Source organism: Dyadobacter pollutisoli (genome assembly GCF_026625565.1).
Taxonomy (GTDB): domain Bacteria; phylum Bacteroidota; class Bacteroidia; order Cytophagales; family Spirosomataceae; genus Dyadobacter; species Dyadobacter pollutisoli.
Genome location: NZ_CP112998.1, coordinates 5732220 through 5748886, shown reverse-complemented (window position 1 = coordinate 5748886; position 16667 = coordinate 5732220). Strand labels below are relative to the sequence as shown.

Annotated in this window: 12 protein-coding genes; 8 read left to right on the top strand and 4 right to left on the bottom strand. The window is 45.7% G+C overall.

The annotated features are described in order from the left end of the window. Positions 1-158 precede the first annotated feature (158 nt). Entirely contained in the window at positions 159-560 is a 402-nt protein-coding gene (locus ON006_RS23530; protein ID WP_244822467.1) for a DUF1573 domain-containing protein, read from the top strand. Between the two features lie 65 nt (positions 561-625). Here ON006_RS23530 and ON006_RS23525 read toward each other — a convergent pair whose 3' ends face one another. Continuing rightward, positions 626-3532, bottom strand: coding sequence for a putative LPS assembly protein LptD (locus tag ON006_RS23525; RefSeq protein WP_244822466.1), 2907 nt, complete (start codon positions 3530-3532; stop codon positions 626-628). A gap of 75 nt (positions 3533-3607) precedes the next feature. On the opposite strand from ON006_RS23525, the gene ON006_RS23520 reads away from it, so the two are divergent. The 4 genes from ON006_RS23520 (at position 3608) to ON006_RS23505 (ending at position 8170) form a co-directional block, all read left to right on the top strand. Beyond that, positions 3608-4405, top strand: coding sequence for an N-acetylmuramoyl-L-alanine amidase family protein (locus tag ON006_RS23520; RefSeq protein ID WP_244822465.1), 798 nt, complete (start codon positions 3608-3610; stop codon positions 4403-4405). Positions 4406-4554: 149 nt separating this feature from the next. Beyond that, positions 4555-5520 carry an MlaD family protein gene (locus tag ON006_RS23515; protein WP_244822464.1) on the top strand — a complete coding sequence of 322 codons (966 nt, stop codon included), beginning with the start codon at positions 4555-4557 and terminating at the stop codon, positions 5518-5520. Between the two features lie 129 nt (positions 5521-5649). Further along, positions 5650-7263, top strand: a complete 1614-nt coding sequence (locus ON006_RS23510; protein WP_244822463.1) for an acyl-CoA carboxylase subunit beta — start codon at positions 5650-5652, stop codon at positions 7261-7263. A 28-nt stretch (positions 7264-7291) separates the two neighbouring features. Next, positions 7292-8170 (top strand): NAD(P)-dependent oxidoreductase, encoded by an 879-nt coding sequence (locus tag ON006_RS23505; protein ID WP_244822462.1) that lies wholly within the window; start codon positions 7292-7294, stop codon positions 8168-8170. Between the two features lie 201 nt (positions 8171-8371). Here ON006_RS23505 and ON006_RS23500 read toward each other — a convergent pair whose 3' ends face one another. Further along, a complete protein-coding gene (locus ON006_RS23500) occupies positions 8372-8659 on the bottom strand; it encodes a hypothetical protein (protein ID WP_244822461.1) in 288 nt (95 codons plus the stop codon). Between the two features lie 98 nt (positions 8660-8757). Here ON006_RS23500 and ON006_RS23495 point away from each other — a divergent pair, with 98 nt between their 5' ends. Both ON006_RS23495 and ON006_RS23490 read left to right on the top strand, forming a co-directional pair. Further along, positions 8758-10695 (top strand): SGNH/GDSL hydrolase family protein, encoded by a 1938-nt coding sequence (locus ON006_RS23495; RefSeq protein WP_244822460.1) that lies wholly within the window; start codon positions 8758-8760, stop codon positions 10693-10695. A gap of 57 nt (positions 10696-10752) precedes the next feature. Then, positions 10753-10992 (top strand): hypothetical protein, encoded by a 240-nt coding sequence (locus ON006_RS23490; RefSeq protein ID WP_244822459.1) that lies wholly within the window; start codon positions 10753-10755, stop codon positions 10990-10992. A 150-nt stretch (positions 10993-11142) separates the two neighbouring features. On the opposite strand, the gene ON006_RS23485 is transcribed toward ON006_RS23490, so the two are convergent. Beyond that, on the bottom strand, positions 11143-12054 hold the full coding sequence (locus tag ON006_RS23485) for a DUF1338 domain-containing protein (RefSeq protein ID WP_244822458.1): 912 nt from the start codon (positions 12052-12054) through the stop codon (positions 11143-11145). Positions 12055-12120: 66 nt separating this feature from the next. Then, entirely contained in the window at positions 12121-12924 is an 804-nt protein-coding gene (gene proC / locus ON006_RS23480) for a pyrroline-5-carboxylate reductase (RefSeq protein ID WP_244822457.1), read from the bottom strand. A gap of 315 nt (positions 12925-13239) precedes the next feature. Between proC and ON006_RS23475 the strand changes: the two genes are divergently transcribed. After that, the gene (locus tag ON006_RS23475) at positions 13240-16665 is read left to right on the top strand and encodes a transglutaminase family protein (RefSeq protein WP_244822456.1); all 3426 of its coding nucleotides are present in this window, start codon (positions 13240-13242) and stop codon (positions 16663-16665) included. Positions 16666-16667 lie beyond the last annotated feature (2 nt).

The window sequence follows — 16667 nt, the reverse complement described above, 5'->3', positions numbered from 1 at the left end:
GCAAGCCAAAATTATGCAGGAAAATAATAATCATCCTACTCCCTGGAACAACTTTCGATCGCATTGTTAATATTGGTTAACGATTATTAAATTTCACTTTAATACGTTAATCTTGTTTTCTAAAATGTTTTTTCACCACTTAATGTATAGTTACAATTATGAAAGTATTCTTTTCAGCGTTGGTTTTACTGGTAGGCCTGACCACCGTTAGTTTTGCGCAAAAAGGTGTTTTGAAATTCAAAGAAGAAGCACACAAATTTGGTAAAGTACCACAAGGCACTCCTGTTACGCACGAATTTACATTCACGAACACGGGAACTGATCCCGTTGTTCTTTCAAACGTTACTGTTTCTTGCGGATGTACTACTCCGGTTTGGTCAAAAGATCCTGTTTTGCCAGGTAAAACCGGTTCGGTAAAAGCTACGTTTAATGCTGCTGCTGCCGGTCCTTTCAACAAGCCTGTTACTGTATTCAGCAACACAGAAGGAGGTTCTATTACTTTGTACCTGAATGGTGAAGTAGTTCCTAAAACTGTGGCTTCTAAGCCTTCTTCAAAATAATTAATATCAATATGATATTGGAATGGCTGTTCTTCGGGACAGCCATTTTTTTGTCTCAATGTAAATCAATAAGCAGCCCTGTCGTAGAATGAGCGGCGGCGGGTCACTTTCAGATCTTGCAGAATGGCCGATTTTACTTTTAGTGTGAAGCTGTAATTGCTCACCCGGGCAGCGCTTCCAGCAAAAGGTGTCCAGCTGAAACTCATGTCCCAGCAGTGCAGGTCGCGATACAAAGTCAGAGAAGTAATGGTGGGGCTGAAAGCTGTAAAGTCAAAACCGGTATTGATACTGATTTTGAAGTTCTTCGACAGACTTAGGTCGCCCGTAGCCTGCACCGCCTGTATCAGTTGTGCTTTCGAAAGACCTGGTTTGGTCAGGCCAAAGTTATAGTTCAGTGACACATTCCAGGGTATATTGAAATCCACATACATTTCAGGGTTTTGAGCAATAAATTCGCGTTGCTCCTGCGTCACAGTAGACGTCGTCGTTGCTCCTTGCGTGGGGGCATTCTTTGTCTTATCCGAGGCTTTGGGAGCGAAACTGGTGCCAATGGTGAAACCCAGATTTTGCAGATTTGCCAGTCCCTGCCCCTGCGTAATGGCGTATTTATTGATCTTAGTCCCCACCTGATTGCTCAAAATGTTCGGATTCGCCTGGTAAGCGTAAGGGTCCAGGTTCATGTTGAAGTTCAGGTTCAGGTTTTTACCAATACGTGCATTGGCGTTAACTGTAATGTTGGACAGGTTCAATGAGTCGGCCATCAGGTTGTAGCTTCCCCCCAAACTTAAATTATCCAGCAGTGATACTTTTTCAAATTGCGTTGCAGCAGTATCGCTTTTGGTTTTCAGTTTCATTTCAAATGAGTTGTTCAAACTGAATGAAACAACGCTTGACGCACGTCCATTCGTCACACCCGAGCCTACGCCGCGGAACCTGGACAATGAGAGGTCCTTATTCTCACCTTTCCGGTCAACCACAGTGATTTTTTGGTAAAACCCAAATGCATCTCCCGTAAAGTCAGGCGTGTATGTGAATGATAGTGAAGGAATAACAGTATGCCGGATCGCTTCGAGCCGCTTCCCGCGCACAAAAAAAGTACCATAAAAGCGGGTGTTCATTCCAGCCCCGAAATTGTAAGAATACTCGGTACCAGCCTGTTTCAATGTATCAATGCGTACTTTGTTTTCCTTGTCAACTGTGTAATTATATTGTTTCGTAAAAACCTCACCTTGTAGCGATAAACTCGGCGTAATGTTCACAAAACGCAGAACCTTGAAGTTGGGAAGCGAAATAGGCAAACTGTACCGGCCCGTAAACTGGGCATCTTTCAACATATCAGGCAGGTTGCCAACATTGAATGGTACTACCTTCACAGTATTGAGTCGGGTAGTGTCAATTTTATTGGAAATTTCAAAACCGAGGCTGCTATACGAAGTGTCAATGGCCGTTAATGAGTTGGTCAATGTGTAGTTACCACTGAAATCCAGACCCAGACGGAAACTTTCATACCAGCGCCCACGCCCGCCTTTTAATGCAAAAGGAGCGATTTGATTCACACCAAAACTAAAATCGGAAGACACGTTGGTTTTGCCACCTTTCCTCTTGTTGCCGTCAGTAGGGTCAGCCTGCCCAAAGTTCTGGTTCACGCGCAAGCTGGCCGCCGCACGCATGTATTGTCCGAAAGTACGGTTGTACTGTACCGAGGAACTGGCGACGTTGGAAATGTATTTTTGAGTACTAAATTCTTGCAACTGATTGTAGCTATTGCTACTTACATTGACGTTTGCCGAAAAAGTAGAATTTCCTCTTGGCCTTGGCGCATGTGACCATACGATACTGAAATCATTGGTAACCCCGCGGCCCAGCAATTTGTCAATCTCATCGCTGGACTTGTTACGGTTGAACTTGAACGCAAAGTTTCCGCTGTACTGGTATCTCTTTATATATGCCGATGAAAGCCCCACTCCCCAGCTTCCCGTCGAATAGATCTGCCCGGTTACTTTGGCATTGATATACTCACTGATCGCGAAGTAATAGCCGCCGTCACGCAGGTAAAAACCCCGTCCATTGGGCTCCTCTCCGTAAGTTGGGAAAATAATACCCGAGGTACCACTCTCCTTTTTCTTGGGGAACGGGAAAAAACCGAATGGTAAAGCAATCGGTAAAGGAACATCGCTGATCACAAGATTGAATGGCCCCGAAATGACCTGCTTTTTGTTCACCATCTTGATCTTCGGCGCGTTAATGAAGTAATGGGGGTGGGTAAGGTTACAGGTGGTGTAAATCGAATGACGGATGTAGAAATTTCCATCTGCGTCTTTTTTTACTTTTTCGCCACGTATGTTCCCGTCGCCTTCCTGGGTTACAATTCCCTGGATCAGCGCTTTCTTGGATTTGAAATTGTACCGGATTTCCTTGGTGTTATAGGTTTCCGGGCCATCCTGGAAGATAGGCTCCCCTGCCATTTTTTTCGCCGTTGAATCATATGTTCCAATGGCGTAAACCTCGTTGGTAACCCAGTTCAGCCGAATGTAACTCGCTTTGAGATTAATGGTACCATAGTTCACTTCCGCATTTCCGTACAAATGAACTTGTTTCAGAACGGCATCCATAATCGTGGAATCCTCTGCGGTATATTGGACAACATTTTGAAGATCGTCGGGATTTGACAAGGTATCTGTGGCGGTAGAATCGGCGGGTAACCCATTGTTGGTGAGTGTACTATCACCTTTTGTACCTGCTTTTAACCGGGACGCAGCATTCTTCCCGGCAGCCGTAGTGTCGCTACCGGATTGTTGCTTAGCTGTAAGAAGAGAATCCGCTGATTGCTTTGCAGAGATTGAAACTTTCTGCTTACTCTGATTTTTCCCGGATCTCTTTGAGCGTTGCTGTACACATGCCACAGTGCTGAACAGGAGAAACGCCACCACAACCGACGATATAATAATCGCCTTTCTTTTCAGTTCTAACAAATAGAGTAATTTTGCATTTCGAAGTTCAAAATTAGCAGAGAAACATCTAACGAGTAACGCCCCAATTAAAAAATAATGTTAAAAGTTCTTAAATTGGTATTTGTAGCCAGTTCCTTACTAGTAAGCCTAGCATTCGTTTTTAAGCAGGAACCGGTTGCCTCAAAGTCCAGTAGTAAAGTTAATACGGTTGTCATTGACGCCGGTCACGGAGGCAAAGATCCGGGTACCAGAGGGCGCACTACCAAAGAAAAAGACGTGGCATTAAGTGTCGCGCTTGAACTCGGCCGGAAGATCAAAGAAGAAACTCCTGACGTCAAAGTTTTATTCACCAGGTCCACGGATGTTTTTATTGAATTAGGCGAGCGTTCAGCATTCGCCAACAGGAATAACGCGGATCTTTTTATCTCCATCCATTGCAATGCTACGCCGAGGTCAAGAAGTGTGAGAGGTACTGAGACTTTCGTAATGGGTTTGCACAAAACAGAAGGTAACCTGGAAGTTGCGAAGCGGGAAAACTCGGTAATCTTGCAGGAAACGAACTATAAGCAAAAGTATAAAGGCTTCGACCCTAACTCTCCGCTGGCTCACATTATGCTGGCCAATTACCAGAGTGCATTCATTTCCAGTAGCTTGCGTCTTGCAGATCTGGTTGAGAAGAAATTCAAGTCGGTGTCGGACCGCGAGAGCAGAGGTGTAAAGCAGGCCGGATTCCTGGTGTTATGGCGATGCGCTATGCCCAGCGTCCTGATCGAAACCGGGTTTTTGTCTTCACCTGACGAAGAAGATTATCTGAGCTCGGAGGACGGACAAGAGGAGGTGGCAGAATCAATCCATCAGGCATTTATGGCTTATAAAAAAGATATGGACCGCTAAGTAAGGTCCTGTCAGATGTTTTGATTTGTCAAAACAATTTTTGATAATTTGATGTTAGGCATTAAAACCAGTCGATTAAGGCCGTTTGTAAAGAAATCTATTACTGCTTTAAGCCTGCTGCCTTATCTTGCAGGCAAATTACTTAGTCCATGAAATTATCAAGAGAAGCAAAAGTTGGAATAATGGCCACCTTCGCCATAGTCATGCTGTATTTCGGCTTTCATATCCTCAAAGGTTCCGACGTTTTTTCAAGAACCCATAAATATTACGTGATCTACGATAATATCGACGGGCTCACGGCCTCTAATCCTGTATTGCTCAATGGCTTAAATGTCGGAAGGGTTCAGGAGATCAGACTGCTGCAAAATCAAAAAAATCACCTTTTGGTTGCCCTCGATGTTCAAAAAGGCATCGCTATTCCGGCTGGAACGGCTGCCGTACTGGCTGACGGAGGTTTGCTGGGTGGTAAAGTGATCCATTTGTCGGTAGGCACAGGAGCTGCCCTGCATGATGGCGATACGCTCATTGGCAAAAAAGAGTCCGGTATCTCAGCCGTTCTTCAGGAAAAAGCATTACCACTCGTGTCTCACGCCGATTCATTAATTAAAAATCTGGATCTGGTTGTTGCAGGTTTTCAGGAGACGGGTTTGATCTTGAATCAGGTTTTAAAGAACTATAATCAAACAGGGACCAGTCTGCAGGGATTGCTGAGCGAAAACCGCGGCAACCTGGTGGCGCTGACTACCAATCTGAACAAGCTTTCTGCATCACTGGTCGAAACTGAAAAAGAACTGAAACCGCTTCTCGCTAAAACAGGGACATTGGCGGATTCACTGAGTGCATTGAGGCTTGGAGAAACGATGCAGAATGCGAACCGCACCATTACCGAGCTGCATACATTGCTCGCAAGCGTGGAGGCAGGTAAGGGAACCGCCGGTAAATTGGTAAAAGACGAAACGCTTTATAATAACATCGACCGCACCATTGTCAGCATGAATAAGCTGCTGACCAACCTGCGCGAGCATCCGAAACGGTACATTAATATTTCTGTTTTTGGTAAAAAGGATAAAGGCCCGGCCGAATCTCCGCTGGATACCGCCACGAAAATCAAGTAGTGATACATTTTACTTTTACCAAATTATTAAAGTCGTTTGCTTACCGGTAAACGACTTTTTATTTTTGAAAATAAACCTGCTATCTGCATTGGGTTAAGTTAATTATCATTTCATCTTCATCACCGATCAATGACCAACCAGGACAGTCTTCCGCAATTGATCCAAGCCCTCAATCAAAAATATGACCAGGTAAAACTGGGGGGAGGGTTGAAAAAAATGGATGCCCAGCACAAAAAGGGCAAACTGACAGCCCGGGAAAGGATTGATTACCTCATTGATACCGACTCTTATTTTCTTGAAATAGGCGCTTTTGTTGCCGACGGAATGTATGAGGAAGAAGGCGGCTGTCCTTCCGGTGGAGTGGTGACGGGCATTGGATATGTTGCGGGCAAGCAATGTATGATTGTCGCAAATGATGCTACGGTGAAGGCAGGGGCCTGGTTTCCGATCGCGGCTAAGAAGAACTTGCGCGCCCAGGAAATTGCAATGGAAAACCGTTTGCCCGTCATTTATCTGGTTGATAGTGCGGGGGTTTTTTTACCTATGCAAGCCGAAGTTTTTGCTGATAAAGAGCATTTTGGGCGTATTTTCAGAAATAACGCACAAATGTCCGCGATGGGAATCGTGCAGTTGTCTGCCATTATGGGAAGCTGCGTGGCAGGTGGGGCATACCTGCCCATTATGTCCGACGAAGCATTCATTGTGGAGGGTACCGGCTCCGTATTCCTGGCTGGCCCCTATCTGGTCAAATCTTCGATAGGTGAGGACATTGATGCTGAATCGCTAGGAGGGGCGTCCATGCATTGCGAGATCTCCGGCGTAACCGATAATAAGTTTCCGGACGATAAATCCTGCCTGGATGCGATCAAAAGGCACATTGATAAAATCGGCAAACCATTATCCGCAGGTTTTGATAGAAAAATTGCCATTACTCCAAAGCGGAACGCGGAAGAGATTTACACGCTGCTGCCGACCGATCGGCTGAAACCCTACGATGTAAAACCGATTCTTGAATGCATTGTTGACGACTCTGAACTCGATGAATACAAGCCAGATTATGGAAAAACCATCATATGTGCCTATGCGAGAATAGATGGCTGGGCCGTAGGAATTGTCGCCAATCAGCGTAAAATGGTGAAATCGGGGAAAGGTGAAATGCAGATGGGGGGCGTGATCTATGGCGAATCGGCTGATAAAGCGGCCCGGTTTATCATGAATTGCAACCAGAAGAAAATTCCGTTACTGTTTTTTCATGACGTAACAGGTTTTATGGTCGGAAGTCGTGCGGAGCAGGGAGGTATTATCAAAGACGGGGCCAAGATGGTCAATGCAGTTGCGAACTCGGTGGTGCCTAAATTCACATTTATAGTAGGAAATTCGTACGGGGCAGGTAACTACGCCATGTGTGGCAAAGCCTATGATCCAAGGCTGATATTTGCCTGGCCGACCGCACAAATGGCGGTAATGAGCGGGGCTACTGCTGCGAAAACACTTTTGCAGGTGCAAACGGCGACATTGAAAGCCAAAGGCGAAACCATTACGCCGGAAGCTGAAAAGGAATTATTGAGTCAGATTACAGACCGATATAACCAGGAATTGTCGCCATACTATGCCGCGGCACGACTTTGGGTAGACGGTATCATTGATCCTGTCGAAACACGCAGGATTATCTCAACGGGTATTGAAGCCGCAGACCAGTCACCGATTGAAAAAGCTTTCAATGTGGGTGTGATGCAGGTTTAATGTTTTTTAAAAATTAAAAATCTCAACTATGTCTGAAAAAATAGCATTTCTGGGTCTTGGAAACCTGGGAACACCGATCGCCGAAAGCCTGATCAACGCAGGATATGAACTGACAGTTTGGAACAGAACAGCTTCAAAGGCAGATCCGCTGGTCAAGCTGGGCGCCACAGTTGTGGAAGATCCGATGGACGCGATCATTCCGGGAGGTATTGTATTTTCGGTACTTGCGGACGATGCGGCTGTGGAAGAAATTTTCTCTATGGAATTGGTTGAAAAATTAGGCAAAGGGGGCATTCACGTTTCCATGAGCACCATTTCGCCTGAAACTTCACGCCAACTGAGCCAGATCCACGACTGGTATGGAGCATCTTACGTAGCTGCACCGATTTTTGCAAGACCGGAAGCCGTAAAAGCAGGGGTAGGTAATATTTGTGTTTCGGGAAAAGCGGAAGCGAGAGAGATTGTAAAGCCGATCGTTCAAACTTTTGTCAAAGGAGTTTACGATTTTGGTGATGATCCCGGAGCTGCCAATGTGGTGAAACTGGCAGGTAACTTTATGATTGCAGCCAGCCTGGAAATGATGGGAGAGGCTTTTACGATGGCCGAGAAGAATGGAATTTCACGTCAAAGCATCTACGAAATGCTTACTCAGACGTTGTTTGCGGCGCCAATATTTCAGAACTATGGAAAGATAGTGGCGCAACATGCCTACGAACCTGTGGCCTTTCGTCTGGCACTAGGCTTGAAGGACATTAAATTGACATTACAGACCGCGTCCGACGTCAATGTACCCATGCCGATGGCCGATCTCATCAAAAACAGATTTGTCAGCGCGTTAGCAAAAGGTAGGGATAATTTGGACTGGGGAGCACTGGCAATGGGAGCGTCGGATGATGCGGGATTGTAGAAGGTTGTCACGTTGGGATTTGCCCGTCACTCGTAGTCATGTTGGGCGATGCCCGTCACTTTTAGTCATTCATTGTCATTTCTCGTGCAGAGCTTAGTCGAAGCACAGTACACAGAGTGCTTCGACTAAGCTCTGCACGACAATAAATGACGATAAATGACCACTATGACCATTTTGACCACGTATGACTATTGCAACAAATTACGACTCATGTATTTCAAGCAACATTTCATCAGTAATATTATTTTTTGACTTAAAGTCAGCGAGTGTTTCGGTGAAAGAGGTTTGGAGATCTTCTACGCTCTGAAGATTTTTGTAAACACCATCATAAATCTCATTCAATGATTTGTCGAGGTCCTGAACATTCACATTCATGTTCTCCGTTTCGATCTGACCTATCTTTTTGATCACCGCAGTCTCACTGTTTTTCAAATCTTCGATTTCCCGGAGAATCTTCTCCATGGTCTTGAATTTTTCGATCTTATCCATAAGATTTTATATCTGGTTTGACCCATAACCTTAAAATATCATACCAAAGTTAGCGGTGCCTTACCGGTAAATTCGGGTACACTTCCTCTTTAACTGCTATGAATAAGAAAAACTTTCAGCGGCTTGCAGTTACCTTTTTAATGCTCACAGGGCCGTTTCTCTACGCTCAAACTTCCGAGAAAGTGACCTCCTGGAAGGGATTTGAAAAGGTCGAATTCACTTTTGAAAACAGGAATGCCTGGTATGTAAAACCCCAGAAGGCAATCGCCGGAAACCCGTGGATATGGCGCGCGCATTTCCCAACCTGGCATACTGATATGGACAGTATTTTGTTGGCCCGGGGATTTCATGTGGCTTACGTTAACACGAATGATATGTTTGCTCATCCGAAAGCCATGCAGGTATGGGATGCGTTTTATGATTATCTGGTCAAGGAAAAACAGTTTGCGCCCAAAGTGGCATTGGAAGGCGTGAGCCGGGGCGGGTTATATGTGTATGGGTGGGCGAAAAGAAATCCGGACAAAGTAAGCTGCATTTATGCCGAGGCGCCGGTGTGTGATCCCAAGAGCTGGCCTGGCGGCAAAGGGAAAGGATTAGGTTCGCCGAAAGACTGGGAAGCCTGGCTGAAAATATTCAATATTACCGAAGAGGAAGCATTGAAATTCACAGATATACCGCTGAATGATCTTGCCGGTCTGGCCTCTTTCAAAGTGCCTATCGTGCATGTTGTCGGGTTACAGGATAAGCACGCGCCCGTGGCAGAAAACAGCGACCTGCTCGTTCAAAACTATCTGAAATTAGGTGGGCCGATCAGTGTTTACCCGATGACGCGTGGCGAGCAAACTTTGGAAGGTCATCATTTTCCGATAGAGCACCCTGAGTTCTTCGCCAATTTCGTCGAGGAGAATAGTGTTCCCATAGTAAAGCCACTTTCCCACCAGCCTTACATTGAATTGAATCAGGGGCTGGGTAATGCGTTCGAAACGTTTCGCACTACAAAAAAGGGAACAGTAGCTTTCCTGGGCGGTTCGATTACGCATAATCCGGGATGGCGCAACAAAACCGCACAATATTTGCAGGAGCATTTTCCTGACACAGAATTTACATTTATTACAGCCGGAATTCCTTCGCTCGGAAGTACGCCGCACGCTTTTCGGTTTACCCGGGATGTGTTGGCCCAAGGCACTCCCGATCTGCTTTTTTTAGAGTCTGCTGTGAATGACCGGGGTAATGGTTTTAATGAAAAAGCGCAGATCAAAGCGTTGGAAGGCATTGTACGTCAGATGTATTACAAGAATCCAAAGGCTAATGTAGTACTCATGGCTTTTGCCGAACCCATGAAGAATGCCGATTATGATGCAGGAAAAGAACCTTTGGAGGTGGCTGTGCATCAAAGGATCGCGAAATATTATGGTGCCGCTTACATTAACCTGGCGCGTGAAGTGTATGACCGCATTAAGGCTGGTGAATTTACGTGGAAGTACGATTTCAAAGACCTGCACCCGTCACCATATGGGCAGGAAGTATATTTTCAAACCATTAAGGAGTTGTTGAAAATAGAACCGTCGGCAACTACGGCTGCTAAGTTACCGCCACCTATCAATAAATTCTCCTACGAAAAGGCCAGCTATCATGCTTTGGAGGAGGCTAAAAACCTGAAAGGCTTTACATTGGTACAAGATTGGATACCGGCAGATAAGGTTTCGACGCGGCCGGGTTTTGTGAATGTGCCCATGATCGTCGGTGAGGAAGCGAATGCGTCAATGGATTTTGAGTTTAAGGGGAGAGGAGTTGGTGTAGCGATCATTTCCGGGCCTGATGCCGGCAAAATAACCTACACCATCGACGGCAAAAAGCCTCAGACTCTGGATCTTTTCACGCAATGGAGCACGCAGCTGCATTTGCCCTGGTACCTCATGTTAGCAGACGAACTTTCCCCCGGCAAGCACAAGCTGCACATTACTATCTCGCCCGACAAAAATGAAAAGAGCATAGGCAACGCCTGTCGCGTTGTTCATTTTCTTGTGAATGAGTGAGGTGGGTTTTTATTCAGAAAAGAAATACATAATTTAGTATAACAATCTTTTCAGGATATGAGTAAAAATGATTTAAAATCCAGTCTTCACGCACTGATCGAAGGCATTGAAGATACCGCTGTTTTGCAGGCGTACCTTATTTTGCTATCCAGAGAAGTGAAATCGCAGGAGGATTTTTGGGAAACTATTGATAGTAAAACCAAATTGGCGATTGAAGAAGGTCTTGCTGATTTTGCGCAAGGCCGTGATCAGGACTTTTTTCAATATATGAAGACGGCACATGGCGTTGAACGTTAGGTTGTCTGATAGAGGGAATTTGCGTTCTCAAAGCAATATTTTATGACGTTAACCTTGTCATCCGAGCGGAGTCGAAGGAATTTTGCTGAGTGCTTGTGCACTTCGACTCCGCTCCTTGTGACAAACTGGTTAAACTAGGTGAGGCATTAATCACTTCAAAGTCTGCGTGGTATAAGTACTTTCAAAAATCTTGTCAGCATTGGCGGCTTCGAAGCCGTCGCGGCGGTGTTTTCTTTTAATTTCAGAAGTAGGGAGATTTTGGAATTCGGGTAAGACTTTCCGTTCGGCGAATTCTACATAAGAGCCTGAAATACTCAATTTTTCTCCGTCCGCGAATTCGGCATCAATCATTTCAGCAACCGTAGCGCTTTGTAATAAACCGCCATCTGGGCTAACCTTTATTTTTCCACCAGAAGTATTCAGCCGGATACCGATTTTTTCCAAAAATGTGTTGAAATCCGCCACGGTATTGTAACCCTCGGGCAGGTTATGCAGGCTGATCGTGAAATGATTGAGATAATAGCGATTGTAGATCACCCAGGCCGCATATTCGCTTTCTTTTAAAAGTGTTTGATAGTCCGCCACCGTCGGTGTTCTCCATAATGGCTTGTGCAAAAAAGCATCCACTTCTTCACCATTATCCAGATTCAACGTGTCGGCAGGATCATTGGGTACTTCATCGGTATAGCTCCTGATAATGCGCCGGCTTTCTTCCGAAAGATCTCCTACCCGTAATTCACTCACAAAAATGCGGGGATCCGTTTCTCTTGGCGGGCTGTACCACCAGGCATCCAGTTTTTTCCCTTCAAAAAAATAATGTTCCCGTTTTTCGTAGCCATAGTGAAGGAATATTTTTTCAAAAGACTGAACGCCAAGCTGCGGAACGCCCATGGTACGGAAAGCAATGTGGTCATTTTCAATATCTCCGATGCTTTCAACAATTCCTTGCCGTACCATTGCATTCAAAATAATCCCGACATCGGGAACACGCTCCCTGTAACGGCGCATGAGGCCATCCAAAACCGCATCCAATGTTGCCAGCCGACCTGATGAATCACTCATATTCTGGAAGTTTAAACTGAGAAATCATTAATTCCAATACAGCATCAAGCACCAACTTGACACTATTTAGCCTTTTGACAGTTCTGAGGAGCGTTTTTGTGCCGCGATAATTCCCTGTTTCAAAGTATCATCCAACTTGCCGGCTTCAAATTCCCGCAATGCAGCCTCGGTGGTTCCACCTTTTGATGCGACGGCTTTAATGAGTTCATCAAGCGATTTGTCAGCAGTATTGATCAAATGGAAGGAGCCGAGCATAGTTTGCTTCACCAGCAATGCAGCTACCGACTCTTCAAAACCCATTTGTTTGCCCGCCTCGATCATCGCTTTTACCACATAAAAAAAGTAAGCCGGTCCGCTACCGCTCAGTGCTGTCACGGCATTCAATTGTTCCTCATCTTCCAAGAACACCGACCGTCCGGTTGCGTTGATCAGGTTTTCGACTTTCCTTAATTGGTTAATATCCACTTCCGGCGACGCAGAATAAGCCGTAATGCCCATTCCGAGCATAGCAGGAGTGTTAGGCATAGCGCGGATCACCGCTTTATGATCCAATGCATCCTGAATGATCTGGATCGTGACGCCGGCCATGATCGACAATACAACCTGGTTCGGTTTGACCACTTCGCGCAGTGCTTGCGACACGGATATGAAATCCTGCGGCTTGACGGAAAGTATAATCAGGTCGTATTCGCCTACCTGAGGGCCAATGATGCCGGTAATAACCCCTGGCTGGAAGCTGTTGAGGCTATCCATGCGGTCGGCGCTCTTTTCGACCATCAGAAAATCTTCTTTTCGTACCAGGTCAAATTTCAGAAAGGCGCGTGCAAAGGCCATTCCCATGTTGCCGCAGCCAATTATTGCAATTTTCATTTGAAAGGATAATGTATTGGTATTGTAACGAATTAGGCGAATTACGTAACTTTTATACAATATTCAGCTTTGGCAGAATAAATACGCAAGGTAAGGGCGGGAATGAATTGCGGGAGAGGCACGTTAGAAAAATATACTGTTACCTTCGTTGGAAAAAAAGCGCAGGTACGGTCCAATGCTTTGGATTAGAAATTATATTTTGTGTAAATTATTTATTGCAATGATATATTTTGAAAAATAAGTATAATACATTTTTTTAGAATCAGGCAGTCTTGATACTGCCAAATTATTTAATATTATTGTAATACTCCAACTATGGCTATAAAAGTTGCTATTTCGCATAAAACAAGATATCAGTTTGACAGGAGTGTTTCACTTTCGCCCCATATTTTTCGTCTTCGCCCCGCGCCTCATTCGAGGACCGCTATCGAAGGATATTCTTTAAAGATTTTACCTGAAAACCATTTTATAAACTGGCAGCAGGATCCGTTTGGGAACTACCAGGCCAGGGTTGTATTTCCTGAGAAAACGACCGAACTGAGCCTCGAAGTGGAAGTGATCGCCAAAATGCAGGTCATTAACCCTTTCGATTTCTTTGTGGAAGAGTATGCCGAAATGTACCCTTTCGCTTACGATGCTACATTGAAAAAGGAGCTGGGGCCTTATCTCGAACCAAGGGAATTTGGGCCTCAGCTGATGCAATGGGTGGAAGAATTAAGGCTGGATAACAAGATCAAAATAGTTGATTTTCTGGTCCATTTGAATCAGAAAATATACAATGCGATCCACTATAATATCAGAATGGAAGCCGGGGTGCAAAGCTGCGAGGACACGCTGAGCATTAAAAGTGGCTCATGCCGTGACTCTGCCTGGCTTTTTGTACAAATTCTGAGGCATTTGGGTATCGCATCGCGTTTCGTGTCGGGCTACCTCGTGCAGCTTACTTCCGACATTAAATCTTTGGACGGTCCTTCGGGGCCTGAGGCGGATTTTACCGATTTGCACGCCTGGACGGAAGCCTATGTACCGGGCGCTGGCTGGATCGGCCTCGATTCTACTTCGGGGCTTTTCGCGAGTGAAGGGCACATTCCACTTTGCTGCACGCCGGATTACGAAAGTGCGTCGCCGGTTTCGGGGGCAACGGATGTTTGTGAAGTGACATTTGAATTCGATAATAAGGTTTTCCGTATCCACGAAGATCCGCGTGTGACCAAGCCTTACACGGAGGAACAATGGGCCGCCGTCATGCAGGTTGGCCACGATGTTGAAAAAGACTTGCAAGACGGTGACGTGCGGCTCACAATGGGCGGCGAACCTACATTTATATCTATCGACGATTTCGAATCGCCTGAATGGAATACTGCGGCAGACGGCGCATTAAAAAGACAACTGGCCTATGACCTTTCGTTGAGGCTGAAAAAGAGATTCGCTCACGGCGGTCTTCTACATTTCGGTCAAGGGAAATGGTATCCCGGCGAACCTTTTCCCCGCTGGCAATATGCATTGTATTGGAGAAATGACGGCGTGCCGATGTGGCGCAATGATGATCTGGTTACCAAAGAAGGGCAAACCAAATATACATTCCGCGAAGCTGAGCTATTCACTACCGAACTGACCAAATATCTCGGTATTGACATCAATAACATTACCCCGGCTTACGAAGACCCCATTTACTGGGCTTTGGAAGAAGGGAAAATACCGGTCAATGTTGATCCTTTAAAAGTCAATCTTAAAGATTCCATTGAACGAAGAACACTGGCCAAGCTTTTGGAAAAAGGGCTTAATAACCCTGCGGGCTTTGTTTTACCAATAAAATGGGAAGAAAAAGGGAAACACTGGACGAGTACAGCCTGGCAATTCCGACGTAACAACTGCTTTTTGATTCCTGGTAATTCTGCGATAGGTTTCCGTTTGCCATTGAAATCGCTGCCGGAGGTTGCGAAAGAGAACCGCGAGCAACCGGTAGACCGGAGTCCATTTGAGGATTTGCCACAATTGATTGACTATAAGCCAGTCGTTGAGTCGCGTTACGGAAGCGTTGCGCCTGTGTATCAGGTACCTGTAAATCCTAAAATTGAGGAAGAGGACGAAGACGGGAAGAAAGTACCTGAAAAAGAAGAGGAGGATCCGCTGCTTTTCAAAGTGCCAATTATTAAAACGGCGATTTGCGTGGAAGAACGGGAAGGCATTATATATGTGTACCTGCCGCCGACAGACTACCTGGAACATTACCTTGATTTGATGGCTTCCATTGAGGCCACAGCCGAAAAGCTGAAAATGCCGGTCCGGATCGAAGGCTATCCTGCGCCGTCGGATCACCGTGTGCAAAAGCTGATCGTTACACCCGATCCGGGGGTAATTGAAGTAAATATCCACCCCGCCAAAAACTGGCAGGAGCTCGTGGATAACATCAGTGCATTGTATGAGGAAGCGTTCTTTTCAAGATTAGGTACTGATAAATTCATGGTCGATGGACGCCATACCGGAACCGGTGGTGGTAACCACGTGACCATTGGTGGCGCGAAACCTGCGGATAGTCCGATACTCAGACGTCCTGATCTACTAAGAAGCCTGCTCACGTACTGGCAGCATCACCCTGCATTGAGTTACCTGTTTGCCGGGCCATTTATCGGCCCTACGAGCCAGGCACCGCGTATTGATGAAGGTCGTGATGAAAGACTTTATGAAGTTGAAATTGCATTTGACCAGATCCCTGAAGATGGCGAAGTGCCGTTCTGGATGGTGGACAGGATTTTCAGGAATTTACTGGTTGACATTACCGGTAATACCCACCGCTCGGAGTTTTGTATGGACAAACTTTATTCACCGGACTCTTCGACGGGGAGACTGGGGATATTAGAGTTTCGTGCATTTGATATGCCACCTCACAAGCATATGAACCTGGTTCAAACATTGCTGGTACGGGCATTGATCGCGAAATTCTGGAAGGAACCTTACAAGCATAAACTGATCCGCTGGGGTACTGAGCTGCACGACAGGTTCCTGCTGCCGCATTTTGCGTACCTGGACATGGTAGACGTGGTGAATGACCTGAAAGAAGCAGGTTATAACTTCGATATTTCGTGGTTTGACCCATTCTTTGAGTTCCGTTTTCCACATTACGGAGGTATTAAAGTGGATAACATTCAACTCGATTTGCGGCTGGGCATTGAACCCTGGCACGTCCTGGGAGAGGAATTATCGAACTCTGGCACTGCCCGTTTTGTAGATTCTTCATTGGAGAGGTTACAGGTAAAAGTGAGCGGATTTGTGGAAGGAAGGCATATTCTGGTCTGCAATGGATGCCGTGTACCGCTTCGGAGTTCGGGTATCAAGTCTGAATATGTGGCAGGAATTCGTTATAAAGCATGGAATCCACCATCGGCACTGCACCCGACTATTGGTGCGGATGCGCCGTTGGTTTTTGATATTGTAGATACATGGAATAACCGTATATTGGGAGGTTGTACCTATTTCGTTTCGCATCCCGGAGGACGTAGTTTTGATACCTATCCCGTGAACAGTTTCGAGGCAGAGTCCCGGAAAATCAGTTTGTTCCAGGGTTTCGGGCATACGCCTTCTTCAAGACAGGAGGTGCCGATCATGGAAAAAACCACGGGAAGTGTTTCCAGATTTGTAGCCGAAACGAAAAAAGAAATGAGGAGCGACACACCCATTGAATTAATCAATCCAGAGTATCCCAATACGCTGGATTTGCGTAAATACTGGAAATCGAAATAGAT